The organism is Staphylococcus delphini, from assembly GCF_900636325.1.
Taxonomy (GTDB): domain Bacteria; phylum Bacillota; class Bacilli; order Staphylococcales; family Staphylococcaceae; genus Staphylococcus; species Staphylococcus delphini.
Genome location: NZ_LR134263.1, coordinates 894113 through 918975, shown reverse-complemented (window position 1 = coordinate 918975; position 24863 = coordinate 894113). Strand labels below are relative to the sequence as shown.

Annotated in this window: 21 protein-coding genes; 12 read left to right on the top strand and 9 right to left on the bottom strand. The window is 39.5% G+C overall.

Annotated features, from left to right (window positions below; translation table 11 throughout):
* Positions 1 to 54: 54 nt before the first annotated feature.
* Genes EL101_RS04135 through EL101_RS04125 form a run of 3 tightly spaced genes read right to left on the bottom strand, consistent with a single transcriptional unit; the run spans position 55 to position 3490 of the window.
* Positions 55 to 999: a carbohydrate kinase family protein gene (locus EL101_RS04135; RefSeq protein ID WP_096598723.1), complete on the bottom strand. Its 945-nt coding sequence runs from the start codon at positions 997 to 999 to the stop codon at positions 55 to 57.
* Entirely contained in the window at positions 1000 to 2487 is a 1488-nt protein-coding gene (locus tag EL101_RS04130; RefSeq protein ID WP_096598725.1) for a sucrose-6-phosphate hydrolase, read from the bottom strand.
* 55 nt (positions 2488 to 2542) lie between these two features.
* A complete protein-coding gene (locus EL101_RS04125; RefSeq protein WP_096598727.1) occupies positions 2543 to 3490 on the bottom strand; it encodes a LacI family DNA-binding transcriptional regulator in 948 nt (315 codons plus the stop codon).
* A 233-nt stretch (positions 3491 to 3723) separates the two neighbouring features.
* Between EL101_RS04125 and EL101_RS04120 the strand changes: the two genes are divergently transcribed.
* Together EL101_RS04120 and EL101_RS04115 are read left to right on the top strand one after the other, a co-directional pair.
* Positions 3724 to 4809, top strand: a complete 1086-nt coding sequence (locus EL101_RS04120; RefSeq protein WP_096598729.1) for a YeeE/YedE family protein — start codon at positions 3724 to 3726, stop codon at positions 4807 to 4809.
* A gap of 24 nt (positions 4810 to 4833) precedes the next feature.
* Complete coding sequence (locus tag EL101_RS04115; protein WP_096542339.1) at positions 4834 to 5058, top strand: sulfurtransferase TusA family protein; 225 nt, start codon at positions 4834 to 4836, stop codon at positions 5056 to 5058.
* Positions 5059 to 5178: 120 nt separating this feature from the next.
* Here EL101_RS04115 and EL101_RS04110 read toward each other — a convergent pair whose 3' ends face one another.
* Entirely contained in the window at positions 5179 to 5826 is a 648-nt protein-coding gene (locus tag EL101_RS04110) for a redox-sensing transcriptional repressor Rex (protein ID WP_019166397.1), read from the bottom strand.
* A 152-nt stretch (positions 5827 to 5978) separates the two neighbouring features.
* Here EL101_RS04110 and EL101_RS04105 point away from each other — a divergent pair, with 152 nt between their 5' ends.
* Together EL101_RS04105 and EL101_RS04100 are read left to right on the top strand one after the other, a co-directional pair.
* On the top strand, positions 5979 to 7931 hold the full coding sequence (locus tag EL101_RS04105; RefSeq protein ID WP_096598731.1) for an ABC-F family ATP-binding cassette domain-containing protein: 1953 nt from the start codon (positions 5979 to 5981) through the stop codon (positions 7929 to 7931).
* Positions 7932 to 8294: 363 nt separating this feature from the next.
* On the top strand, positions 8295 to 9878 hold the full coding sequence (locus tag EL101_RS04100) for a MutS-related protein (RefSeq protein WP_096598733.1): 1584 nt from the start codon (positions 8295 to 8297) through the stop codon (positions 9876 to 9878).
* Between the two features lie 806 nt (positions 9879 to 10684).
* Here the strand turns inward: EL101_RS04100 and EL101_RS04095 are convergent.
* From EL101_RS04095 to tsaE, 5 genes are all read right to left on the bottom strand, one after another.
* Positions 10685 to 11884: an IS110 family RNA-guided transposase gene (locus tag EL101_RS04095; protein WP_338419002.1), complete on the bottom strand. Its 1200-nt coding sequence runs from the start codon at positions 11882 to 11884 to the stop codon at positions 10685 to 10687.
* Between the two features lie 341 nt (positions 11885 to 12225).
* Entirely contained in the window at positions 12226 to 13248 is a 1023-nt protein-coding gene (tsaD, locus tag EL101_RS04090; RefSeq protein WP_096598665.1) for a tRNA (adenosine(37)-N6)-threonylcarbamoyltransferase complex transferase subunit TsaD, read from the bottom strand.
* The gene (gene rimI / locus EL101_RS04085; protein ID WP_164715591.1) at positions 13241 to 13666 is read right to left on the bottom strand and encodes a ribosomal protein S18-alanine N-acetyltransferase; all 426 of its coding nucleotides are present in this window, start codon (positions 13664 to 13666) and stop codon (positions 13241 to 13243) included. Before rimI ends, tsaD begins: the two co-directional genes overlap by 8 nt.
* 23 nt (positions 13667 to 13689) lie before the next feature.
* The gene (tsaB, locus tag EL101_RS04080; protein ID WP_096598663.1) at positions 13690 to 14346 is read right to left on the bottom strand and encodes a tRNA (adenosine(37)-N6)-threonylcarbamoyltransferase complex dimerization subunit type 1 TsaB; all 657 of its coding nucleotides are present in this window, start codon (positions 14344 to 14346) and stop codon (positions 13690 to 13692) included.
* The gene (tsaE, locus tag EL101_RS04075; RefSeq protein WP_096598661.1) at positions 14327 to 14785 is read right to left on the bottom strand and encodes a tRNA (adenosine(37)-N6)-threonylcarbamoyltransferase complex ATPase subunit type 1 TsaE; all 459 of its coding nucleotides are present in this window, start codon (positions 14783 to 14785) and stop codon (positions 14327 to 14329) included. Before tsaE ends, tsaB begins: the two co-directional genes overlap by 20 nt.
* 543 nt (positions 14786 to 15328) lie before the next feature.
* Between tsaE and ilvD the strand changes: the two genes are divergently transcribed.
* The 8 genes from ilvD to leuD are packed head-to-tail and all read left to right on the top strand — an operon-like array spanning position 15329 to position 24851.
* Positions 15329 to 17017 carry a dihydroxy-acid dehydratase gene (ilvD, locus tag EL101_RS04070; protein ID WP_096542326.1) on the top strand — a complete coding sequence of 563 codons (1689 nt, stop codon included), beginning with the start codon at positions 15329 to 15331 and terminating at the stop codon, positions 17015 to 17017.
* Between the two features lie 20 nt (positions 17018 to 17037).
* Positions 17038 to 18792 carry a biosynthetic-type acetolactate synthase large subunit gene (gene ilvB / locus EL101_RS04065; protein ID WP_096598659.1) on the top strand — a complete coding sequence of 585 codons (1755 nt, stop codon included), beginning with the start codon at positions 17038 to 17040 and terminating at the stop codon, positions 18790 to 18792.
* The gene (gene ilvN, locus EL101_RS04060; RefSeq protein ID WP_096598657.1) at positions 18789 to 19262 is read left to right on the top strand and encodes an acetolactate synthase small subunit; all 474 of its coding nucleotides are present in this window, start codon (positions 18789 to 18791) and stop codon (positions 19260 to 19262) included. Before ilvB ends, ilvN begins: the two co-directional genes overlap by 4 nt.
* A gap of 35 nt (positions 19263 to 19297) precedes the next feature.
* Complete coding sequence (gene ilvC / locus EL101_RS04055; protein ID WP_096598655.1) at positions 19298 to 20302, top strand: ketol-acid reductoisomerase; 1005 nt, start codon at positions 19298 to 19300, stop codon at positions 20300 to 20302.
* Between the two features lie 21 nt (positions 20303 to 20323).
* Positions 20324 to 21856 (top strand): 2-isopropylmalate synthase, encoded by a 1533-nt coding sequence (locus tag EL101_RS04050; protein WP_096598653.1) that lies wholly within the window; start codon positions 20324 to 20326, stop codon positions 21854 to 21856.
* Positions 21853 to 22902: a 3-isopropylmalate dehydrogenase gene (leuB, locus tag EL101_RS04045; protein WP_096598651.1), complete on the top strand. Its 1050-nt coding sequence runs from the start codon at positions 21853 to 21855 to the stop codon at positions 22900 to 22902. Before EL101_RS04050 ends, leuB begins: the two co-directional genes overlap by 4 nt.
* 3 nt (positions 22903 to 22905) lie before the next feature.
* A complete protein-coding gene (leuC, locus tag EL101_RS04040) occupies positions 22906 to 24279 on the top strand; it encodes a 3-isopropylmalate dehydratase large subunit (RefSeq protein ID WP_096598649.1) in 1374 nt (457 codons plus the stop codon).
* A complete protein-coding gene (gene leuD, locus EL101_RS04035; protein WP_019166383.1) occupies positions 24279 to 24851 on the top strand; it encodes a 3-isopropylmalate dehydratase small subunit in 573 nt (190 codons plus the stop codon). The genes leuC and leuD overlap by 1 nt, the downstream gene beginning before the upstream one ends.
* The last annotated feature ends 12 nt before the right edge of the window (positions 24852 to 24863 follow it).

The following is a 24863-nucleotide window of genomic DNA, read 5'->3' as shown; positions in this document are numbered from 1 at the left end:
CTATCTCGCATTAAAAAGCCAATCTCCCACCTATCCGGGAACTTGGCTTTTTAATTAAAGTTCTTCTAATGTTGGTAAGCTTGAAATGGCGCCGTATTGCGACACGACACAACCTGAAACTTGATGTGCAAATTTCAAAATATCATGCCCGTGTTGGCGTAGCGTATCAATAGGCTGTTGCTCAGACTGACATAATTTCGCATTGATAGCACCGATAAATGCATCTCCTGCGCCTGTAGTATCCACCACTTGTGCTGGCGGTGTCGGCACTTCAATTGTTGCGCCATCTTTGAAAATTAAAGATGCCCCGCGACTACCTTTCGTGTAAATGACTGCTTGAACATTGCCGACAAACAGTGATTTTAATGCTTCCGTTTCATCATCTTGTCGTGTAACAAATGACAGTTCCTCATCTGAAACTTTAACCACATGTGCGCGTGGTAAAAATGCTTGCAATGTGTCGTAATAAAGATCATGGTCATCCCATAAAGGTAAGCGTACATTCGGATCAAACACAATCGTTGCGCCGACTTGTTCCGCTTTATCCAGTAATCTTAAATGCGCTTCTTTCATAGGACTATCGACTAATGCAACCGAACAAAAGTGTATTAAATCACCTTGTTGCAACTCAATGGTGTCGATATTTTTAGCTTCATACAGCATGTCTGCACTCGGTTTTCGATAAAATGAAAAGTCTCGTTCCCCTTCATGAGATAAACTGACAAATGCAAGTGCTGTATTCGCTTTTTTTGTCGTTAAAACATGTGAGGTGTCGACTTCAACCCCTTGTAACGTCTCGATGATTTTGTCACCAAAAGCGTCTTCCCCCACTTGTGTGATCAAATGACTGTTGCCACCTAATTTTTGAACAGCTGCAGCTACGTTACAAGGCGCACCACCGACTTGTGGTTCAAACCCTGTCACATCTTTTAATGACGTCTCTCTTTGTGTAGGAATAAAATCGATGAGTGCTTCACCTATTGCATAAAAACGTTTCATTTATGATTCTCCTTCCACAATATCGTATTTGGTCATTTTTAAATACACTTGACCTGAATCGGTAACGACTTTAAACTTGTTTGATGTTGCTTTAGGGAATATACGTGACGTCAACACACGTTCCCCTTCATTACAAAAGATTTCAATGCTTGATGTATCCACGAAAATACGTAATTGCTTCAAATCCGTATGTAATTGCGTCACCCTCATCGTTCCTTCAACTGGATACGGTAATGCCCCACTATCAAAGCGCTCCAATGAAACCTGACGTGTCGTTGCATCATACCGAATCGTTGTGGATTCATTGCGTGATGCACGGAGTTGTAATTCAAAAGCAGAAGCCTCATTTTCTAAAATATCAACGACAAGTTCATACTGCACCCCTTCATAAGGATGGAGTTGTTTAATAAATTTGTTCGCGTAACCGAGCGCAACTTCTTCATTTTTACGTAACTTTCTTAAATGCATATGTGGTTTTTGTTTTAATTTACCATCTTCAATCGTCAATGTTCTTGGCAAAGTTAAACAGTGCGCCCAACCGTCATCATCTGTCGGATATTCGGTGTCAGGTAGACCCATCCAACCGATTAACACACGTCGTCCCGCTTCATCAGTCATCGTTTGCGGGGCATAAAAATCAAACCCGTGGTCAAGTTCAATAAACGGACCATGATCAAATGCTAACGTATCAAAATTTAACGTTCCCATTATATAACCACTTTGGTAAATATTTTGATACGCATCGCCTTTAGATTCTAAGCCTTGTGGACAGAATAGCAAAATATCTTTTCCATGAATTTGAAAATAATCTGGACATTCCCACATATAACCAAAATCTTCTAATTGCGTTTGAATTTCACCTTTAAACTGCCACGGTCCTTCAGGGCGTTCAGCTTCGTATAATACGGCACACCCTGTTTCATTTTCACGTTGTGCCCCTAGCAATGCATACAGTTTTCCATCTTTCTCAAACACTTTAGGATCGCGAAAGTGCTGTGTATACCCTTGAGGAGGTGCCGGAATGGCTGGAGGTAACAATTTACGAACCGACCCATCTGCTTGTACTTCTGCTACGATTTGACTACTGTGACGGTTCCACTCATTGTCACGGTGATTACCTGTGTACATATAGTACAATTTTTGATTAAACGAAAATGCACTCCCACTGTACACGCCATGACTATCAAACGTTTGATCAGGACGTAATACGACACCACGATCTTCAAACTGTACGAGATTGTTACTTGTAAGCAAACGCCAATATTTTAAACCATGTACTGCACCTAACGGAAACCATTGATGTGCGATATAATATTGACCATTAAAAAAGATCAGGCCGTTTGGATCATTTAATAATCCTGTTGGGGGCTGAATATGGTAGGTTTGTCGAAATGGCGAGCGCTTCACTTTGGCCGTTAATATCTCCATTTCTTCATGTGTTGCTTCTTCATACTTTCGATAACGCTTTTCTCTACTCCATTGTTCCATGATGTACCTCCTTTTAACGATTTGGTAACGGTTCCACCTCTTTTAAGATAAATCCTCAACATTTGGAATCCACGTCAAGTTGACGACTTTGAATTAAATCTGGCTGTTCCATTTGAAGCTGTAATTGTTCAAATGCGATACGTCCTGCCGCTTCATATTGGTAAGGTATGGTGAAAATCGCTGGATGAACAATTTGTGTCAGAGGATCTCCGCCAAAACCAGCAATCCACGGCGTTTCTGTCATGTGGTCGTGCATCAACGCTTGATAGAGCGCCAACGCAATCGTATCTGTCGCACCGACATACGCCACAGATGGTTGTTGCGTGAGCTGCCCTTTAATCGATTGTAGTGCAGTTTCATAATCAAACGATGCTATCAATGTCTCATATGTGATGTGATGTTCGGTTAACACTTCCATTAAACCCTGAAAACGTTGCTCACCAACCGCGACGTCATCTTCTTGAATACTCGCATAAATGACATGTTGCTTCCCTTGTGCCACAATTTCCCGTCCCATTAATTGACCAGCTTGATAATCATTGTGGTAAACCGAGCTTAACGACGCATGTGCTTGACCAATGATGATAACTGGTTTATCAATTTCTTGAATGACAGACATATGTGCATCTGTCACAGTAGTCGCCATAAATAAAATGCCATCTACTTTACTTCTTTTAAAAGATTTCAGCGCATCCAGTTCCTGTTCCACATGACGCTCAGTCAAATTCATTAACATTTGATAGCCAAATGCGTCACATTTCGCTTTAATCCCTTTAACCGTTTGGGACACGGCATGAGAATACATTCGCGGGAAAATAATGCCAATCATCATGCTTTTTTGTGCTCTTAAACTTTGAGCAAACTGGTTCGGTTCATAACCGTATGTATCAATGACGTGTTGAATTTTTCGCTTTGTCTTTAAACTAATCGACCCTTGATTCAAATACCTTGAAACTGTACTTTTAGAAACACCCGCTAGATTGGCAATATCCTGTATATTCAATTGTTCATCACCTCACAGTCTCAATAGCTATTTTATCATAAAACCCCTCATGATTACTGTATAAAATACGATGCAGTGTAAAAATAAAGTGTAGCATTCAAGTCTTAGTGAGCAATTTCAGTATGTAGTGACGCATGCGTATTTTCCAAAATTATTTTATGGATTATATTGCATTCTTTTTACATATACCATATAATACCTATTTAAATAGTCGGATATAGAAAGGAGTTATTTTGATGTGGACAATAATTAGTGGTTTAACTGTTGGGGTTTTACTCGGTTTCGTGATGCAACGTACACGATTTTGCCTAACAGGAGGCTTTAGAGATATGTATGTGCAAAAAAACAATAAAATGTTCTATGCCTTACTGGTTGCTATTTCAATACAAGCGGTCGGGTTATTTGTTTTAACGTCCTTAGGTGTGTTGACGATACATAATGGTACCTTCCCTATTATCGGCACCATCATTGGATCATTTATTTTTGGTGTAGGTATTGTATTGGCTGGTGGATGTGCAACGGGAACGTGGTATCGTGCTGGTGAAGGCCTTATAGGAAGTTGGATTGCACTAGTGATGTATGGATTGTTTGCTGCGATTTCAAAATTTGGCATTTTATTACCACTGAAAAATGTGGTTAACAGCCAAACTGTCGCTAATGCAGATATTTCTACTTCAACTGGTATACCGAGCTGGGTTTGGACCACCGCTTTAGTAAGTATTACAGTATTTTTAGTCATCAAAACTTTACGTAAGCCAAAACCTAAAGTGATGATTCCGAAATTAAAATCACGTTATACAGGTGTACGTTACTTTTTATTTGAAAAACGTTTCCATCCATTTGTTGCAGCGATTGCAGTAGGACTAATTGCGTTAATCGCTTGGCCGCTGAGTTATTCAACTGGTCGTGAAGGTGGGTTAGGTATTACGACACCTTCTGCACATATCATTCAATTTTTAACTACAGGCGATTTCTCTCTAATCGATTGGGGTGTCTTTCTTGTTTTAGGAATTTTCTTAGGTTCTTATGTTGCTGCGCGTGGTGCAAAAGAGTTTAAATGGCGTCTACCAGATATTAAAACCATTCGTAACAGTGCTATTGGCGGCGCTTTTATGGGGTTTGGTGCAGCAGTCGCTGGAGGTTGCTCTATCGGTAATGGCTTAGTTGCTACAGCAGCACTTTCATGGCAAGGATGGTTAGGTTTAGCTTCAATGATACTAGGGACATGGTTCATGAGTTATTTCTTATTTGTAAAACCATTAAATGCCGCACGACGTCAAACGCAAATTGTTAGTACTTCAGCAAATGCATCTCATTAAATTATTAAAGAAAGGTGATAAAAAATGAAACATGAATTAGGCACTATTGGAATGGTATGCCCTTTCCCATTAATAGAAGCACAAAAGAAAATGGAAGATTTAAATATTGGTGATGAGTTGAAAATAGATTTCGATTGCACACAAGCTACAGAAGCTATACCTCAATGGGCAGCAGAACAAAATTATCCCATTACTGAATTCGAGCAATTAGGTGATGCTTCTTGGACCATTACCGTTCAAAAAGCTTAATGATTGACACACAAAAAAGCAACGCCTACCTTATTCACAAGGACGTTGCTTTTTTGTGTTCTAGTCATTATTAGCAAACGCTCAACTGAGCTATTGTTTATAAGCTCAGTTCGTCAATTTTTATTCTTCCGTTACACCATAATTTTTCATAAAGAAGAGTAGCGATTGGAGTTCAATCCCTAAGTCAATTTGATGTACTTGTACTGATTGTGGCGCGTGAACACGTTTAGGCGTAAAATTCAAGATACCTTTGATACCTGCTTCGACTAATTGATCGGTCACTGCCTGTGCTGCTGATTCAGGTGTCGCAATTATGACAACTTCTAATTCTCCTGAAGCAATGGTTTCTTTAATGTCATCCATCGACTTAATCGTAATATCCCCAACTGTCGTACCGATGATGTCTTCTCTAATGTCAAAGGCTTCTGTAATGGTCATATCATCATGGATTGAAAAGTTATACGAAATTAATGCTGTACCTAAGTGACCGACACCGACGATACCAATTTTGATAATATCTGAATCACTTAATTCTGATTTAAAAAATTCTAATAAACTATCAATATTATAACCGTAACCTTTTTTGCCTAATTCACCAAAATAAGAAAAATCTCGACGTATTGTGGCTGAATCTATATTTAAGCCTTCACTAATGGCTTTTGAATTAACACGATCTTCGCCTTTCGCTTTTAAAGTATTCACAAATCGATAATACAAAGGGAGACGTTTTAAAGTCGCTCTAGGAATTTTGTTCATTGATTTTCCCATTTTGAAGTCCTCCGATATGATTTCTAATGTGTGTGATAGCTTTCACAGTCTGTTTTTTAATTATAACTTAATTTATATAATAAGGAAACATTTAGTATTTGATACATATAGGGTTTGTTGTACAATAAATAAGAACGAAAGGAGTATGCCCTATGATTTTAATGCAGTTAAGTCAGATTACGAAATCGTTTGATGGCGAAGAAATTTTTGAAGGCGTTAATTTTGAAGTGAAAACAGGGGAGCGCATTGGTATCGTAGGTCGAAACGGTGCGGGTAAATCCACATTGATGAAAATTATCGCAGGTGTAGAATCATATGACTCAGGCCACATCTCAAAAATCAAAGGTCTTAAACTCGGCTATTTAACACAACAAATGACTTTAAATACTGAAAATACGGTTTTTGAAGAAATGGCAAAACCTTTTGAACAAGTGAAAGCGCTTGGCAAACGTATGCAAGAAGAAACCGACTGGCTCGCTGCACATGCGGAAGCTTATGAAACGACGGAATATCAAACGCATATCGCAAAATATGAACAATTATCCAATGAATTTGAACAACTCGGAGGCTATCATTATGACAGTAAAATCAAAACTGTGTTGAATGGCCTTGATTTTAGTGAGGCAGATTACGACCGACCTATTAATGATTTTAGTGGCGGTCAAAAAACACGGCTCTCACTCGCACAAATGTTATTGAGTGAACCAGACTTGCTTTTACTCGATGAACCGACAAACCATTTAGACATGGCGACTACAGAATGGTTAGAAGATTATTTGAAATATTTTAAAGGTGCTATCGTCATTATTTCACACGACCGCTTCTTCCTCGATAAAATTGTGACGCAAATTTATGACGTCTCACTAGGCGAAGTGAAACATTATGTCGGCAATTATGCGAAGTTTATCCAGTTACGAGATCAATACTTTCAAAAGCGACTCGCGGAATATGAACGTCAACAAAGCGAAATCAAACGACTGGAAACGTTTGTCGAAAAAAATATTACCCGTGCATCTACAAGCGGTATGGCAAAAAGTCGTCGTAAAATGTTAGAAAAAATGGCACGTATCGAAAAACCAATGCTTGATGCGAGAAGTGCGAACATCCAATTTGATTTCGATCGCAATACAGGCAATGACGTCATGCATATTCAAGATTTAGAGATAGGTTACAGTACACCGATTACAGCACCGATTCGTTTTGAAATTAATAAAGGCGATCACATTGGCATTATCGGTCCGAATGGTATTGGGAAATCGACATTAATTAAAACTTTAGCGAAACGACTTCCTCCTCTCTCGGGTCAAATCATTGAAGGGGCTAACTTGAAAATGGGTTATTACGACCAGAAACAAGCAGAGTTCCGTTCTAATAAAACCATTTTAGATTTTGTCTGGGATCAATACCGTCATATGCCTGAAAAGGATGTGCGTGCGGTTTTAGGACGCTTTTTATTTACACAAGATGAAGTACTCAAAGTGATTAACGACCTTTCTGGTGGCGAAAAAGCGAGACTCCAACTGGCATTATTAATGTTAGAACGTAATAATGTATTGATTTTGGACGAACCAACAAACCATCTCGACATCGATTCAAAGGAAATGTTAGAACAAGCGTTAAAAAACTTCGAAGGGACTTTAATTTTCGTATCACACGATCGTTATTTTATTAATGAACTTGCCAATCGTATTTTTGACTTAAATGAAACGGCTGGCCATCTGTATTTAGGTGACTACCAATATTACCTAGAAAAGTTAGAGCAGCAAAATGCCCTTGCTGCATACGAAGAACAACGTGAAGATAACAATACCAATGACGACACGGCTCGTTCACAAAATACGTATCAAGACCAAAAAGCGTTACGTCGTGAAAAGCGTAAAATCGAACGCCAAATCGAAGCAGAAGAACACAAAATTATGGAATTAGAAGCACGTATCGAAGCAATTGATGTTGCAATGACCGATGACGCAACAATGAATGATTATGAAAAAACACAAGCTTTAGCTGACGAACGAACAAGTATCGAACAATCTTTAGAACAAGTCATGACAAATTGGGAAGAATTACAACTTACATTAAGTGAATTTGAAGATGAGATGAATTGAGCGTGGTAGAATTTTCTACTCCGCTCATTTTTTTATAGTCGAAATACAGACAATTCATCCACAATAAGAAACAGATAATACCAACTATCCACAAAGTTATTCTATTTATCCACAAGTTGGAGAGAGCTAATTTCTTACTTTATACACACTTATACGCACTTTATCCACAAAAATACACCGTACTTATACACAAGTTGTTCACAAAATGTGTATAAGTACGCACGTTCCCTCTTGACAGATTTCTTACTGCATGAATTTGAAATAACGTCCCGATGATTCAAACGCTTTCACAATTCATTGCTTTCTTCGACGTATTGTGTGAAAATTTATATGGCCTTTAAAATATTGAAAGGATTTATACATATGACTTCGAACACTTTTTTCATTTTACTGCTTGTTGTGGCACTCGTTGGTATGACACTAATAACAGAAACTGTGCGTCGTATCCGCCATCAACGTATGTTGACTTATCACTTAGAACATTTCACACGGTTTGATACAACTGAAAATCCGCATGCTATTTATGATGCATATTTCAAATCTCAACATATTGCTAAAAATATGATGATTGATGACAAAACATGGTCAGATTTATCCATGGATCTCGTGTTTGACAAACTCAATGCGACATACACGTCAATGGGTGAAAATCATTTATATAGTGCGTTACGATTACAAACACCCCTCGTTCATTATGAATTTTTAGAGCAGCTACGCAAACACCCGAATCAGCATCGAGAAATTGTGAAACGGCTCGTTGATATCGGAAAGTCGATTTATCCCAATTATGATAAGGACATATTCGAACAACAATATCAGGGGATTTATGCATTTTTACTTGCTATGCCGTTTGTAGGCATGGTAATCAGTTTTTTCAATTTTGGCACTGGCCTTTTATGGATTTGTTTTGCTTTCTTTCTCAATATTATTGTTAGTTTTCGTTACAATTACTATGTAGAAAAAGATTTAAAGCAACTTTTTATAATGGGACGTGTCGTACGAGAAACTGAAATACTTTCAAAAATGACAATAACGCCTGAGTTCAACCATTCATTAAAACCATTAAGTTCGATTTCACGGTTGCGCTTTTTATTAATTAACGTCGAAACGATTCCAGGATATTTCGTGATGGTTTTTAAATATATGTTTTTAGTTGATATTCATTTATACGCCACACTCGTTCGTCGTTTTATGAAGCATTATGATACCGTTTTAGAATGTTACCGTTATATCGGAGAATTGGATAGTTTATTAGCAGTGTATCAATATCGTTATCATCACGATACGACGGAGCCTGTTGAAACAGATCATGTCACATTTGAAGGTTTGACCCATCCACTGATTGATGATGCGGTACCGAATGACTTCGATTTCAATCAAAATGTTTTGTTAACAGGGTCCAATGCTTCTGGTAAGTCTACATTTATGAAAGCTGTCGCATTGAATCTCATCATGGCTCAAGCGATACGCACAGTGACCGCTGACAAGTTTCAGTACGTCCCTGGCATGGTAAAAACGACAATGGCAAATGCTGATGATGTCACAAGTGGCGACAGTTACTTTATGGCGGAATTGAAATCACTCAAACGTTTGTTTCATCAAGACGCAGCCGTTCAACATTATTATTTTATTGATGAAATTTTCAAAGGGACGAATACTACTGAACGTATTGCCGCTTCACACGCCGTTCTTGATTATTTAAATCAGCTCCCCCACTTAAAGATTATCGCTGCGACCCACGACATTGAATTAACAGAAGTTTTAGCTGATCAATATGCCAATTATCACTTTAATGAGCATGTGACCGACGGAGAAATTGTGTTTAATTATCAAATTAAATCAGGACCGGCAAATACGAGAAATGCGCTAGAATTAATTCGGATCATGCAGTTTCCAAACCGTATTTACACGGATGCTCAAGCATATGTGAAGCAACTTGAAACTTAAAACGCAAAGGGAATAGGACATAAAAATTTTTGATGCTATTGATGCAATATTTTTGTTAAACTTGCCCTCCCTATGATTTGTGGCTTTAGATTGCCTTCATGGCTTCGCGTTTCCTAGGGGCTGAGGGGAGGTTGTGACAAAAGCGCTTAGGATTTGAGCAGAACCGAGCGATGAGCAAAATTGATTTCCAAATTTTGCCGAAATCGCGGGAGTTCTGTCGAAAATCCTGTTTTTGGAACACCGTTTATTGATTCCCAGCGCACCCATTCATTGCGGATTTTGGGAGCAGTACAGAAATCTCATGTGTAACAAAGATTTCGTCGTACTGCCCCCGCAAGGCTGACTAGACTTCTCAAAAGTGTATACGTTGAGAAGTCAGACAGCTACTGCGATAAACAGCAACCACTATTAAAGTAAAGAAGCGACTGTCAGCAGTATGCACGCATTCCCTCAGGAGTCTCAGCCTTCTGGGCAATCTTATATCAAATACACAGAACTGAAGGCAAGTTTATGAAATCAAGAAAACAATAGCATCAATTTTTATCCCATTCACGCTCATTTTCCAACCGTTTTAAAGTCATTAATGAATATGCAATCTATGTATGGCTTGAGGCTTAATTTTTTTAAGCCTCATCCCTTGGTATACACAACAAAATATAGTAAAGGAGCTGAGGAATCTTAATGCCCCAGCTCCTTCCTACGATTTGTCAAGGGCGTGTTAATTAAAAATGACATTACTGAACTAAACCGTCCAATTTTTACTTTTTTGAATAAGGTGTTATGATGTATATGATTATATGGTTTCGTTAGTGTGGTGCTTTCTGATAATCATATAATTTATCATTGACTATCAAGTAGTGAATGGTCTTTAATAAGCGATTGATACTCGCTATTACGGCAGTCTTGTGGGGTTTCCCATGAGGCTGCTCTCTTAATTTGTAATAATAATCCACAATATGGCTTTGATAATGATTTCTTCCCCTAATAATGTTCATAATGATTAAGTACAATAAACGTCTTGCTTTTTTATTTCCTCTTTTGTTGATCGTATCCCTACTTTTTGAAGTTCCTGATTGATACCGTTTAATATCAATACCTACAAATGCATTCAATTGTTTATTTGTTTTAAAATTTCTAATATCACCAAGCTCCCCAATAAGCAATGCAGCTGTGAGTTCTCCGATGCCAGGAATTGAAATAATGTTTTCAAACTCAGTCGTATTTTTTGCTAGATCAATCATTTCCTGATCAAATACTTTCTTTTCTTCTATCGCAATAAGCAGTTTGTCACATAGGTATTGGACTTTTTTTATGAGAAAAGAAGACTTGTCCACATTCGGAAAAGTATTATTCTTGATCTCAATTAATTTTTGGACATACTTGTGAGCTTTATTAACTGAAATGCCTTTATCAGTTGAATGAAGCACTTTTTCGACTAATTCATCATCAGACAACATGCTTACATAATCAGGATGAGGGAATGTTTTAGCTATATTTAATGCGATTTTTGAATATCTGTTAGTAAATAACTTTTCTAACCCTGGAAATGTTTGATGTAGTGTTTCGACTAACTCAACTTTGAGACGATTTTGGTTCGTCTCCATTTCTAAGTGAAAGCGTGCACGTTCTCTCAGTTCAAAGTATATCTCTTCGGACTGACGTTGTACCTTTGAATCTTTCATTCTAAAGGCAAGAAGTGCAAGTTTATGTGCGTCTGATTTATCTGTTTTCCATGATCTTAATGAACTCATTTTGAACTTGGCTTCTAGGGGATTCATTTCTAAGTAATCTATTTTGTGAACTGTACAGAAGCGTTTCATGCCCCTTGAATAAATACCTGTTGATTCAAAGAGGATAAATAGGGAATCAAGATGCTTGATATAATTTTCAAGATGACGATAGCCATTTTGATTATTTTGAATGACCAATTCTTTAACCAAAACTTCATCCTTATAATGTGCGACCACACTTTCTGACTTACTTACATCAATGCCTAAACAGTTGATAAAAATCATACCTTTCTTTATTGAATTGAGAAGATTTTAACTTTACTTAGCCTTTTTCATTTCATTTTCCTATACACGGTTTCTAGAACCCAACATACTTCAATCGAATTTCAAAAGGAGAGTAAAGCTGATCAGTTTATTTTACGGATTCAAAGATCCACGGAGCTGCTCGATCTACTTCTCTCTACAACTATAAAAAATAGCTGTGAAGAAATCTATCGTCATAAATTTCTTCACAGCTAATCTTAGTATGTTTGATTATATTTTGTTGGAAAATACAGAATGGTTCAGCAATCTCATGAACCTCTACATAATCGAATGTTCAAGACCTACCTAATAACTTAATCTCGATACATCTCGATATCCATACTGCTTTGGCCGTTCAACGCCATATCTCCACGAATGCCTTTTAAATAAATTTCATGCGCTGCCGCACCAATCATCGCCGCATTATCAGTACATAACTTTGGCTCTGGAATCGCAAGTTCTATCCCTTTCTCAGCAGTCGCGACTTCTAACGCCTGACGCAAACCTCGATTACTTGCAACACCGCCAGCAACGATGAGTTGTTTGACACCATACGCTTCACACGCACGCATTGCTTTTCCCACTAAGACTTCAACAACACTATTTTGGAAGCTTGTTGCGACATTTTCCGGAATAATCGGTTCACCTTTTTGTTCTAGTTGATGCAATTTATTAATGACTGCACTCTTTAAACCACTAAAACTAAAGTCATAGCTATCAGGTTCTAACCACACTCGCGGAAAGTCGTACGTGTCTTCTCCTTGAGCGGCAAGTCGGTCAATTGCAGGGCCACCTGGATACGGTAAGCCAATTTTTCGTGCAACTTTATCATATGCTTCACCAACTGCATCGTCGCGTGTTTCCCCTATCACTTCAAATTGTAAATGACTCTCCATGTAAACGAGCTCTGTATGCCCCCCTGATACAATTAAGGCAATCAATGGAAATTTCAAGCCACTTTGAAGTTGATTGGCATAAATATGACCGGCAATATGATGTACTGGAATAAGTGGTTTGTCATTCGCAAAAGCCAGTGCCTTCGCAGCATTCACACCAACGAGTAACGCACCAATCAGTCCTGGTCCTTGTGTCACTGCGACAGCATCCACATCTTTAATTGATGTATGGGCTTGTTGTAGCGCTTCTTCAATCATGACCGTAATATTTTCAACGTGATGACGACTCGCCACTTCTGGAACGACCCCTCCAAAACGTTGATGACTTTCAATTTGGCTTAATACGCTGTTACTTAAAATCGTTTGACCATTTTCAATGACACTGACACTTGTTTCGTCACAACTTGTTTCAAGTGCAAGAATCTTTGTTTGTTCATTCATATAAATTCACCCACATGACTAATGCATCCTCTCCATCACCATAATAATTTTTTCGTTTGCCTCCAAATTGGAAACCGAGCTTTTGATACACATGTTGTGCCACGACATTATCGACACGTACTTCTAAACTCATTACTGTTGCGATTGACCCCGCAAAGTTCATCCCATATTTTAATAGCATCTGTCCTAAACCATGACCTTGATAGGCTGCATCTATCGCAATGGTTGTCACTTGTGCTTGATCGACCACAATCCATAAACCTAAATAACCGATAATACGTTGGTCATATTCGAGCACGAAATAATGTGCAAAGTTATTTTGTTCCAGTTCATAATAAAAGGCATCAATCGTCCATGAACTATGTTGAAAACTCGCCTGTTCTAGATCAAATACTTCAGGCACATCTTCATGCGACATACGTCTAATTTGAAGCTGATCTTCTATTTTTGTTGATTCAGCCAATTTTGTTCCGCCTCCGATAATTTTAAATATTGCGGTGTAAAGGTATGAATATCGCGTGGCTCTCCTTTATGTGGGTACATTTGATCCGCTCGAGGGGGCGCACTTATTCGTTTATAGGACGCTAATTCCGTTTCAAATTGTGCCACATCTTCACCTACAAAGATAACGTTGTCGTGTGTTACCCATTGTTCAATTAACATATCGAGTGGCATATATTGATCCGCCAATACATTGACAAGTTCTCCTTGTTGCCATTGATAAACACCCGCATAAACGTGTTGTCGTCTCGCATTAATGATTGGAATAATATACGCATCAGAATATTGAATTTGTGCGGCAATCGCTTTTAATGATGACACGCCATACAATTGAATATTCAAAGTGTAAGCAAGTGTTTTCGCTGTCGTCACCCCGATACGTAATCCTGTATATGATCCTGGCCCTTCTGTGACAATAATTTCATCTAAATCTTTCGGCTTCAATTGTGCTTGTTGTAATAACCATTCAATGAGTGGCATGAGCTGCACCGAGTGATTGCGTTTGATCGTTGTCGTATGCGTTATCAATACGTGACCCTCTTGCATAAGCGCTACTGATAATGGTTGGTTGGCACTATCAATCAGTAAACTGTACATGTTCGATGACCTCCTTTATCTCTTCAAAATGTGAGCCACGTGCTTCAAAACTCAGCTCTCGTTCTGTTTCATTTATCGTTTGAATGTTGATTTTTAAATAATGTGATGGCAAATAATCTTGGATAAATTGACTCCATTCCACAACAGTCACCGCTTCGTCCTCAAAAAACTCATCAAATCCTAAGTCTTCATCAGAATCTTCTAATCGATAACAATCCATGTGATGAAATTTCAACTGGGTGCCTCGATACGATTTGATAATATTAAAAGTCGGTGAACTAATATGACGTTTTACACCTAACGCCTGCCCGATAAACTGACTTAAAGTTGTTTTTCCAGCACCTAGGTCTCCGTCTAATAACAATACATCTTGTGCTTTGAGATAAGTTGCAAGTTGATTTGCAAATGCTTGCATCGCTGTTTTGTTTTTAATTCTCATTTCGTTCGCACTCCTGACTCGATTTTCTAACCTATTGTAACAAATTTTTATCATTTTGACCTTATCAACTTACTATAACGTTTAAAGCGCACCATTGTTGGAGGTTTCCGCTTCATCGCGCACCTCAAATATTTTCAGAATTTTTTTGATTTACTGTTGACTTCTTTTCTAATATAGGGTAAATTAATGACATCTAATTTTTAGACAATTCTTTCTATTCGAAACATTAAAGTGTGTTTAATTTTAATTCACACATCTAACCGTCTACATGGTTTACGAGATGAACAGTTAACGATGTAGCGAGATTGACCCATTCACGACAGAAAAGGAGCGTATGTACAATGAAAAGACATGCAATGATGACCCATACCGTACAAAATCATAATATTGTCATTTTATTATTACGCTCAGGGCTGGAGCTTTAGTAGCAATATTACTAAACGCTTAAGTCCTATTTCTAGTTGAATGGGACTTACAAGGTACGTCCCAGATTCAATTTTGGGGCGTACCTTTTTTATTTGAAAAACCGAGGAGGCAGTTGAGATGAGAAGTGACATGATTAAAAAAGGAGATCACCAAGCACCGGCGAGGAGTTTGTTACATGCAACAGGTCAAATAAAATCCCCTACTGACATGGACAAACCATTTATCGCAATTTGTAATTCTTATATTGATATCGTTCCGGGACACGTGCATTTACGTGAACTAGGCGATATTGCGAAAGAGGCCATTCGTGAAGCTGGCGGTGTGCCATTTGAATTTAATACGATTGGCGTGGATGACGGCATTGCAATGGGTCATATCGGTATGCGTTATTCATTACCGAGTCGTGAAATTATTGCAGATGCGGCTGAAACCGTTATTAACGCGCACTGGTTTGATGGGGTCTTTTACATTCCGAACTGTGACAAAATTACACCGGGGATGTTGATGGCTGCGATGAGAACGAACGTCCCTGCGATATTCTGTTCTGGTGGTCCAATGAAAGCCGGTCTGTCAGCTCAAGGGAAAGCACTCACTCTCTCATCTATGTTTGAAGCGGTTGGTGCATTTAAAGAAGGCGCGATGACTAAAGAGGAATTTTTAGATATGGAACAAAATGCCTGTCCGACTTGTGGTTCTTGTTCAGGCATGTTCACAGCGAACTCGATGAACTGCTTAATGGAAGTATTAGGTTTAGCCCTACCCTACAACGGGACAGCACTAGCAGTCAGTGACCAACGTCGTGAAATGATTCGTGCCGCTGCGAAACAACTTGTTGAAAATGTTAAAAATGACTTAAAACCGCGTGATATCGTAACAAAAGAAGCGATTGACGACGCATTTGCATTAGATATGGCGATGGGTGGCTCGACAAATACTGTACTGCACACGCTTGCCATCGCTAAAGAAGCAGGCATTGATTATGATTTAACACGTATTAATGAAATTGCGAAAAAGACACCTTATTTATCTAAAATTGCGCCAAGTTCATCGTATTCTATGGATGATGTCCATCAAGCGGGTGGTGTCCCAGCCATCATTAATGAATTGATGAAAAAAGAAGGCGTACTCCATCCAGATCGTATCACGGTAACTGGTAAAACATTAAGAGAGAACAACCAAGATAAAGCCATTACGAATGATGTCGTGATTCGCCGTTTAGATAATCCATACGATCAACAAGGGGGGCTGTCAATCCTTTACGGTAATATTGCTCCAGATGGTGCGGTGATTAAAGTCGGTGGTGTTGACCCGTCGATTAAGACTTTTAAAGGAAAAGCGATTTGTTTTAACAGTCATGATGAAGCGGTTGAAGCGATTGATAATCATACGGTGCGTGCTGGACATGTCGTTGTCATTCGCTATGAAGGGCCTAAAGGTGGACCAGGCATGCCAGAAATGTTAGCCCCTACTTCATCTATCGTTGGACGAGGTCTCGGGAAAGATGTTGCATTAATTACAGATGGCCGATTTTCAGGTGCCACAAGAGGTATTGCAGTCGGTCACATTTCACCAGAAGCCGCTGCAGGAGGTCCAATCGGCTTAATTGAAGATGGTGATGACATTACGATTGATCTCGTAAATCGCGACCTGACTTTACATGTTGATGATGCGGTACTCGCAGAACGTCAAGCACATCGTCAACCATTCAAAGCGAAAGTGAAAACGGGTTATCTCGCACGTTATACAGCATTAGTGACGAGCGCCAATACAGGTGGCGTAATGCAAGTGCCTGAAGACTTACTTTAATAAAAATGGAGGGGTTCCCAATGACGCAAACTCATCAAACTGTGCCACAAGATCACAATGAGTCACAAGAAGCAACACTTCAACCTAATATGAACGCTTTAAAGTCTGGTGCACAATTGTTAGTCGATGCATTTTTAGAAGAAGGCGTTGAGTACATATTCGGTTATCCTGGAGGGGCTGTACTCCCCCTTTACGACACATTTTACAACGAACAAATCAAGCACATTCTCTACCGTCACGAACAAGGTGCAACCCATGCGGCTGAAGGTTATGCACGCGTAAGTGGCAAACCAGGTGTCGTTGTCGTAACGAGCGGTCCTGGCGCAACGAATGCGATTACAGGCATTGCAGATGCGTACAGTGATTCACTGCCACTCATCGTCATTACTGGTCAAGTGGCGACACCAGGCATTGGTAAAGATGCTTTCCAAGAAGCGGACATTTTATCAATGACAACGCCGATTACGAAACATAATTATCAAGTTAACGATGTGAAAGAAATTCCGCGCATTATTAAAGAAGCCTTTCATGTCGCAAACTCTGGTCGTAAAGGCCCGGTAGTGATCGATTTCCCGAAAGATATGGGCATTTTATCAACCGATTCACCCATCGATAATACAGTCAATACACCTGGCTATTACGTCAATACAAAGCCGGACATTGATGAAATCCAAAAGCTAAATGATTATTTAAAAACGTCAGAGCGCCCTGTCATTTTAGCTGGTGCAGGGATTCATTTCTCTAAATCGAATGCGCAATTACAGCAGTTAGTCGAAAAATATCAAATTCCTGTCGTGACAACGCTTCACGGTTTAGGTGCGATTCCTTATGATGACCCTCACTTCTTAGGTATGGGCGGTATGCACGGTTCATATGCAAGTAATATGGCATTAACGGAATGTGACTTACTCATTAACTTTGGCTCGCGATTTGATGACCGTTTAGCAAGTAATCCAGATGAATTTGCACCAAATGCAACCATCGTACATGTCGATATTGACCCGTCAGAAATCGACAAAATCATTAAAACTGACCTCGGTATTGTAGCAGATGTTAAAAATGTAATTGAAGCGTTATTAAAATATGATACGGAAAAAATTAATCACGACGCATGGCTGACAACGGTAAAAGGTTATCAAGACGAACATCCTTTCAAATATGTTGATGATCCGCTTGACAAGTTTTGTAAACCTCAACGTGCGATTGAATACATCGGTGAAATTACACAAGGTAAAGCTTATGTGGCCACAGATGTCGGTCAACACCAAATGTGGGTTGCTCAGTTCTACCCTTTCCAAACGTACGGTCAACTGATTACAAGTGGTGGACTCGGAACCATGGGCTTCGGTATCCCAGCCGCTATCGGTGCAAAATTTGCAAAACCGAATGAAACTGTCGTCGCATTCGTCGGTGATGGCGGATTTCAAATGACAAACCAAGAAATGGCATTGCTGAATGAATTTAACTTAAATATTAAAATCGTGTTGATTAACAACGGTACGCTCGGAATGGTGAAACAATGGCAAGACAAATTCTTTAATCAACGTTTTTCACATTCAGTATTTAACGATCAACCTGACTTCATGAAAATGAGTGAAGCCTATGGTGTTAAAGGCTTTTTAATCGATGACCCGAAATGTTTAAAAGCACAAATCGATGCGGCATTTTTACACAATGGTCCAGCATTAATTGAAATTCGCATTTCACCTGTAGAACCTGTATTGCCTATGGTACCAAGTGGCAAAGCGAACCATGAGATGGAGGGACTGTTATGAGACGAACATTCAAATTACGCGTTTTCGATAAAGCCGGCACACTCAACCGATTAACAAGTTTATTCGTCAGACGTCAAATCAACATTGTGACGCTGAATGTAACACCGACGTTAGATGAAGGAATTTCAGAAATTACCTTTATCGCTGAAGTACCTGATGACGAAAAACAACGCACAATCATTCAACAGTTAATTAAGCAAGTCAATACGTTGACAGTTGAAGATATTACGAACATTAATACGTTTAATCGCGAATTATTGCTCATTAAATTGAAAAAGCCGATACCACAACAGCAAATTGAAAAAGTATTACAACCGTATGATGCGCTAGTTTCTATTTTGAAGGAAAACGGTCAATATTTGTATTTACAAGCTACTGGCCCGCAATACACATTGAACCACCTTTTAGACGATCTATCATCATTTCATATTGATCAAGTTGCACGTACTGGTACAGCTGGAATTATTTGAAAAATCAAAAAATTATTATTTGGAGGCATTTTAATATGACAAAAGTTTATTATGATTCATCAGTAGAGAAAGATGTATTACAAGGTAAAAAGATTGCGGTTATTGGTTATGGTTCACAAGGTCATGCCCACGCACAAAACTTAAAAGACAATGGCTATGATGTCGTTATCGGTATTCGCCCTGGACGTTCATTCGACCAAGCACAAGAAGATGGCTTTAATGTTTACACAGTGGCAGAAGCTGTCAAACAAGCCGATGTTGTGATGGTGTTACTCCCTGATGAAATTCAAGGTGACGTGTACAAAAATGAAATCGAGCCTAACTTAGAAGCAGGCAACGCATTAGCATTTGCGCACGGCTTTAACATTCAATTTGACGTCATCCAACCACCGAGTGATGTTGATGTTTTCCTCGTTGCGCCAAAAGGTCCAGGTCATTTAGTTAGACGTACATTTGTTGAAGGTTCAGCCGTACCCGCATTATTCGCTGTGCAACAAGACGCAACAGGTGAAGCACGTGATTTGGCATTAAGTTACGCCAAAGGAATCGGGTCCACACGTGCAGGCGTATTAGAAACATCATTTAAAGAAGAAACGGAAACGGATTTATTCGGTGAGCAAGCTGTCCTTTGTGGTGGCGTAACACGTCTTATCCAAAGCGGTTTTGAAGTGTTAGTCGAAGCAGGTTATCAACCAGAAATCGCCTACTTTGAAGTGTTACATGAAATGAAATTAATCGTTGACTTAATGTATGAAGGCGGACTTGAAAACATGCGTTATTCTATTTCAAACACTGCAGAATTTGGTGACTACGTATCTGGTCCACGTGTCATTACTGAAGAAACGAAAGAAAATATGAAAGCTGTATTAAAAGATATTCAAGACGGTACATTTAGCGATCGTTTCATTAAAGATAATCAAGATGGCTTTAAATCATTTAAACAAATGCGTGAAGCACAACAAGGACATCAAATTACAACAGTCGGTCAATCTTTACGTGAAATGATGCCATTTATTAAATCGAAAAGCATTCAAAAATAATTTTTTAAGGAGTGATTGAAAATGTCTAGTCATATTCAGATTTTTGATACTACACTACGCGATGGCGAACAAACACCAGGAGTCAGCTTTTCCTTTGAAGAACGATTAAAACTTGCAGAACAACTCGAAAAATGGGGTGTCGATGTCATTGAGGCAGGCTTCCCCGCTTCAAGTCAAGGTAGCTTTGAGTCTGTACAAGCGATCGCTCGGACTTTAAAACATACGACTGTTACAGGTTTAGCACGTTGTTTAAAGTCTGATATTGACGCCGTATACGAAGCGACAAAGGATGCTGTTTCCCCTTCTATCCATGTCTTTATTGCGACGAGCCCTATTCACTTAGAGTCAAAGCTTCATATGACAGAAGCAGAAGTTCTCGAAGCGATTACAACACATGTCAGTTATGCAAAAGAACGTTTTGATATCGTTCAATTTTCACCAGAGGATGCGACACGGACACCGCTGCCATTCTTAATCCAAAGTGTACAAACTGCAGTAGATGCGGGGGCAACTGTTATCAACATTCCTGATACAGTGGGCTATACGTATCCAACTGAATATGGCAACATTTTCAAAGCACTCACAGAACAAATCAAATCGGAAGTCCCAATTACGTATAGTGCGCATTGTCATGATGACCTCGGCTTAGCTGTCGCAAATAGTATGGCTGCCATCGAAAATGGTGCGACACGTATAGAAGGCACGGTCAATGGGATTGGTGAACGTGCCGGAAATACTGCGCTTGAAGAAGTCGCATTAGGTTTATACGTCCGCCAAGATCATTATCAAATTCAAACGCAAATTCAACTCGAATTGACGAAACAAACATCTGATATGGTCGCGCGCTATGCCGGATTGAGAGTACCTCGTAATAAAGCGATTGTTGGGAAAAATGCGTTTAGCCATGAGTCAGGCATTCATCAAGATGGTTTCTTGAAAAATCCGGAAACGTATGAAATTATGACGCCGCAACTCGTTGGTGTGAAAAAGACGGAACTACCTCTGGGCAAATTGTCAGGTAAACATGCGTTCCAAGATAAATTGAAACAACTCGGCTATGACATTGATTTGGAAGAACAAAAAGTGTTGTTTAAAGCGTTTAAAGGCATTGCCGACAAGAAAAAACACGTCACTGATCAAGATATTCACGCGTTGATTCAAGATAGTGAGCATGCTAAACATGTCGCTTATCATCTTGAAACACTCCAACTTCAATTTGTATCGAATGGTCTTCAAAGTGCTGTTGTCGTCGTTCGCGATAATGATGGTCAACATTATCAAGATTCAAGTATTGGCACGGGCTCCATTGTTGCAATTTATAATGCCGTGGACCGTATCTTTAATGTTGAATCTGTCCTGTTAGACTATCGTATTGATGCCGTATCTGAAGGCCGCGATGCACAAGCTGAAGTGCATGTACAAGTAGAAGTCGATGGAATCGAATATACAGGTGTGGGTTTTGACCACGATATTTTATACGCATCATGTAAAGCCTATGTTGAAGCGGTGAGTAAATCGGTGCAGTCCATTCAAAAAGAAGGTGTCGCACAATGACTTTTAAAATTGTAGCTTTACCTGGGGACGGCATTGGACCAGAAATCATGTCAGGTACATTGGATTGTTTAGACGCACTTGCAACTCAATTTAACTTTGATTATAAGGTAGACAGTTATGCGATGGGAGGTTGTGCCATTGATCAATATGGCACGCCCCTACCTGACGCAACATTAGATGCTTGTCAACGTGCAGATGCCATTTTACTTGGCGCGATCGGTGGCCCTCAATGGACGAATCCACAATGTCGTCCTGAACAAGGTTTACTGAAATTGCGAAAAGCATTGCATTTATATGCCAATATTCGACCTACACGTGTGACAGCTGACATGGCGCATTTATCACCGTTAAAACCATCTATTGTCGAACATACCGACCTTGTTATCGTTAGAGAGTTGACGAGTGGCATCTACTTTGGTGAACCACGTTATTTGAAAGACGATGAAGCACGTGATTCATTGACTTATACGAAAGAGGAAATTACACGTATTGCGCATGTCGGTTTTCAATTGGCTCAATCACGTCGCCATAAGCTCACATCGGTTGATAAAGAAAATGTACTGGCCAGTAGTCAGTTATGGCGTCGTACGGTTAATGAAGTCGCTGAACACTATCCTGACGTTACGGTCGAACATTTACTCGTCGATGCATGTAGTATGCATTTAATCAAACGACCTGCTGATTTTGATGTCATTATCACTGAAAATTTATTTGGCGATATTTTAAGTGATGAAGCATCGATGCTACCCGGTTCATTAGGGCTCTCCCCTTCCGCAAGTTTTAGTGCAGGTGGACCGAAATTATACGAACCGATTCATGGCTCAGCACCAGACATCGCCGGTCAAAATAAAGCAAATCCGTTTGGCATGTTGTTGTCACTTGCCATGTGTTTACGAGAATCAGCTGAACGTGATGATATGGCAACAATTATTGAAACAACGGTCGATACATTAATAGCTAAAGGGATCACAACAGCTGATCTTGGGGGGCAATACGGCACTACGGATATTTTCAATCATTTTAAAGCATTTATTAAGGGGGCATAACGAATGGGGCGTACACTTTTCGATAAAATTTGGGACCAACATACGATTACCGGGCAACAAGGTGAACCGCAATTATTATACATTGATTTGCATTTGATACATGAGGTGACGTCACCGCAAGCATTTGAAGGGCTCAGAATGCAAAAACGGACTTTACGACGACCTGATTTAACGTTTGGCACATTGGATCATAACGTGCCGACCATTGATATTTTTAACATTACAGACGATATCGCAAACAAACAAATTCAAGCGTTACAACAAAACTGTAAAGACTTTAACGTCACATTGTTTGATATGGGCTCTGATGAACAAGGGATCGTCCATATGGTCGGACCTGAAATGGGGTTAACGCAACCGGGTAAAACGATTGTTTGTGGCGACTCACATACAGCTACCCATGGCGCATTTGGTGCGATTGCTTTCGGTATTGGTACAAGTGAAGTGGAGCATGTGTTTGCGACACAAACGTTATGGCAAACGAAACCGAAAAATTTAAAAATTAACGTAACCGGACAACTTCCTAAAGGCGTTTATGCGAAAGACATCATTTTGCATTTAATCAACCAACACGGCGTTGACTTTGGTACAGGTTATGCACTGGAATTTGCAGGAGAAACGATTCGTAACTTGTCGATGGAAGGCCGTATGACCATTTGTAATATGGCGATTGAAGCAGGCGCAAAATACGGACTGATTCAACCGGATGACACGACTTTTGCATACCTTGAAGGACGTCGATACGCACAAAATATTGAGGACAAACTTGATGATTGGCGCGAGCTATACAGTGATGACGACGCGCAATTCGATAAAATCATTGAATTAGATGTCACAGCATTAGAACCACAAGTTACTTGGGGTACGAGTCCTGAAATGGGTGTCAGCTTTAGTACACCATTCCCAGAGATTCAAAATGTCAATGACGAACGTGCGTATCAATATATGGGTTTAAAACCAGGTCAACTTGCAACAGATATTCCGTTAGGCTATGTGTTCCTCGGTTCATGTACGAATGCACGTATTTCCGATTTAGTTGAAGCAAGTCATATCGTCAAAGGCAATCACGTACACGAAAACATTACAGCGATTGTCGTACCTGGCTCACGACAAGTGAAGAAAGAAGCTGAAGCAATGGGACTGGATACGATTTTTAAAGATGCTGGTTTTGAATGGAGAGAACCTGGATGCAGCATGTGTCTTGGTATGAACCCTGACCAAGTACCCGCTGGTGTCCACTGTGCATCAACGAGTAACCGTAACTTCGAAGGGCGTCAAGGTAAAGGGGCAAGAACACATTTGGTATCCCCTGCTATGGCGGCAGCTGCGGCTATTCACGGACGCTTTGTCGATGTGAGAAAGGTGGTTGAAGCGTAATGGAAATCAAACCAATTACACAATATACGGGCAAAACGGTCCCATTATTTCATGACAATATTGATACCGATCAAATCATTCCAAAAGTTCATTTAAAGCGGATATCTAAAACAGGTTACGGCCCTTTTCTTTTTGATGAATGGCGTTATTTAGAAGACGGTTCAGACAATCCTGATTTTGTCTTAAATCAACCTGAATATGCAGGGGCATCCATTTTAATTACCGGTGACAATTTCGGTTGTGGTTCGAGCCGTGAACATGCCGCATGGGCGTTAAAAGATTTCGGTTTTCAAGTGATTATCGCGGAAAGTTTCAGTGACATTTTTTATATGAACTGCACGAAAAATGCACTGTTGCCGATTCGACTTGACCGTGCATCACGAGAAGCGATTGCGCGTTATCCTGAAATCACGATTGACTTGCCACAACAAATCATTCAAACACCCGAGCAAGACTATCACTTTGACATTGATGAAACGTGGAAAGAAAAACTCGTGAATGGCTTAGATGATATTGCCATCACATTAAAATATGAAGCATTAATCAAAGACTATGAACTAAAACATACTTAAGGAGTGGGAACA

What these genes read in the sequence shown, in the direction of transcription:
- EL101_RS04050 (WP_096598653.1), top strand. Translation starts at nt 20,324, where the DNA reads ATGTCTAGTCATATTCAGATTTTTGATACTACACTACGCGATGGCGAA.
- rimI (WP_164715591.1), bottom strand. Translation starts at nt 13,666, where the DNA reads ATGTCGCATGAAGATGTGCCTGAAGTATTTGATCTAGAACAGGCGAGT.
- EL101_RS04135 (WP_096598723.1), bottom strand. Translation starts at nt 999, where the DNA reads ATGAAACGTTTTTATGCAATAGGTGAAGCACTCATCGATTTTATTCCT.
- tsaB (WP_096598663.1), bottom strand. Translation starts at nt 14,346, where the DNA reads ATGTACAGTTTACTGATTGATAGTGCCAACCAACCATTATCAGTAGCG.
- ilvD (WP_096542326.1), top strand. Translation starts at nt 15,329, where the DNA reads ATGAGAAGTGACATGATTAAAAAAGGAGATCACCAAGCACCGGCGAGG.
- EL101_RS04115 (WP_096542339.1), top strand. Translation starts at nt 4,834, where the DNA reads ATGAAACATGAATTAGGCACTATTGGAATGGTATGCCCTTTCCCATTA.
- tsaD (WP_096598665.1), bottom strand. Translation starts at nt 13,248, where the DNA reads ATGAATGAACAAACAAAGATTCTTGCACTTGAAACAAGTTGTGACGAA.
- EL101_RS04100 (WP_096598733.1), top strand. Translation starts at nt 8,295, where the DNA reads ATGACTTCGAACACTTTTTTCATTTTACTGCTTGTTGTGGCACTCGTT.
- EL101_RS04130 (WP_096598725.1), bottom strand. Translation starts at nt 2,487, where the DNA reads ATGGAACAATGGAGTAGAGAAAAGCGTTATCGAAAGTATGAAGAAGCA.
- EL101_RS04110 (WP_019166397.1), bottom strand. Translation starts at nt 5,826, where the DNA reads ATGGGAAAATCAATGAACAAAATTCCTAGAGCGACTTTAAAACGTCTC.
- ilvB (WP_096598659.1), top strand. Translation starts at nt 17,038, where the DNA reads ATGACGCAAACTCATCAAACTGTGCCACAAGATCACAATGAGTCACAA.
- tsaE (WP_096598661.1), bottom strand. Translation starts at nt 14,785, where the DNA reads ATGAGAATTAAAAACAAAACAGCGATGCAAGCATTTGCAAATCAACTT.
- ilvN (WP_096598657.1), top strand. Translation starts at nt 18,789, where the DNA reads ATGAGACGAACATTCAAATTACGCGTTTTCGATAAAGCCGGCACACTC.
- leuD (WP_019166383.1), top strand. Translation starts at nt 24,279, where the DNA reads ATGGAAATCAAACCAATTACACAATATACGGGCAAAACGGTCCCATTA.
- ilvC (WP_096598655.1), top strand. Translation starts at nt 19,298, where the DNA reads ATGACAAAAGTTTATTATGATTCATCAGTAGAGAAAGATGTATTACAA.
- leuB (WP_096598651.1), top strand. Translation starts at nt 21,853, where the DNA reads ATGACTTTTAAAATTGTAGCTTTACCTGGGGACGGCATTGGACCAGAA.
- leuC (WP_096598649.1), top strand. Translation starts at nt 22,906, where the DNA reads ATGGGGCGTACACTTTTCGATAAAATTTGGGACCAACATACGATTACC.
- EL101_RS04105 (WP_096598731.1), top strand. Translation starts at nt 5,979, where the DNA reads ATGATTTTAATGCAGTTAAGTCAGATTACGAAATCGTTTGATGGCGAA.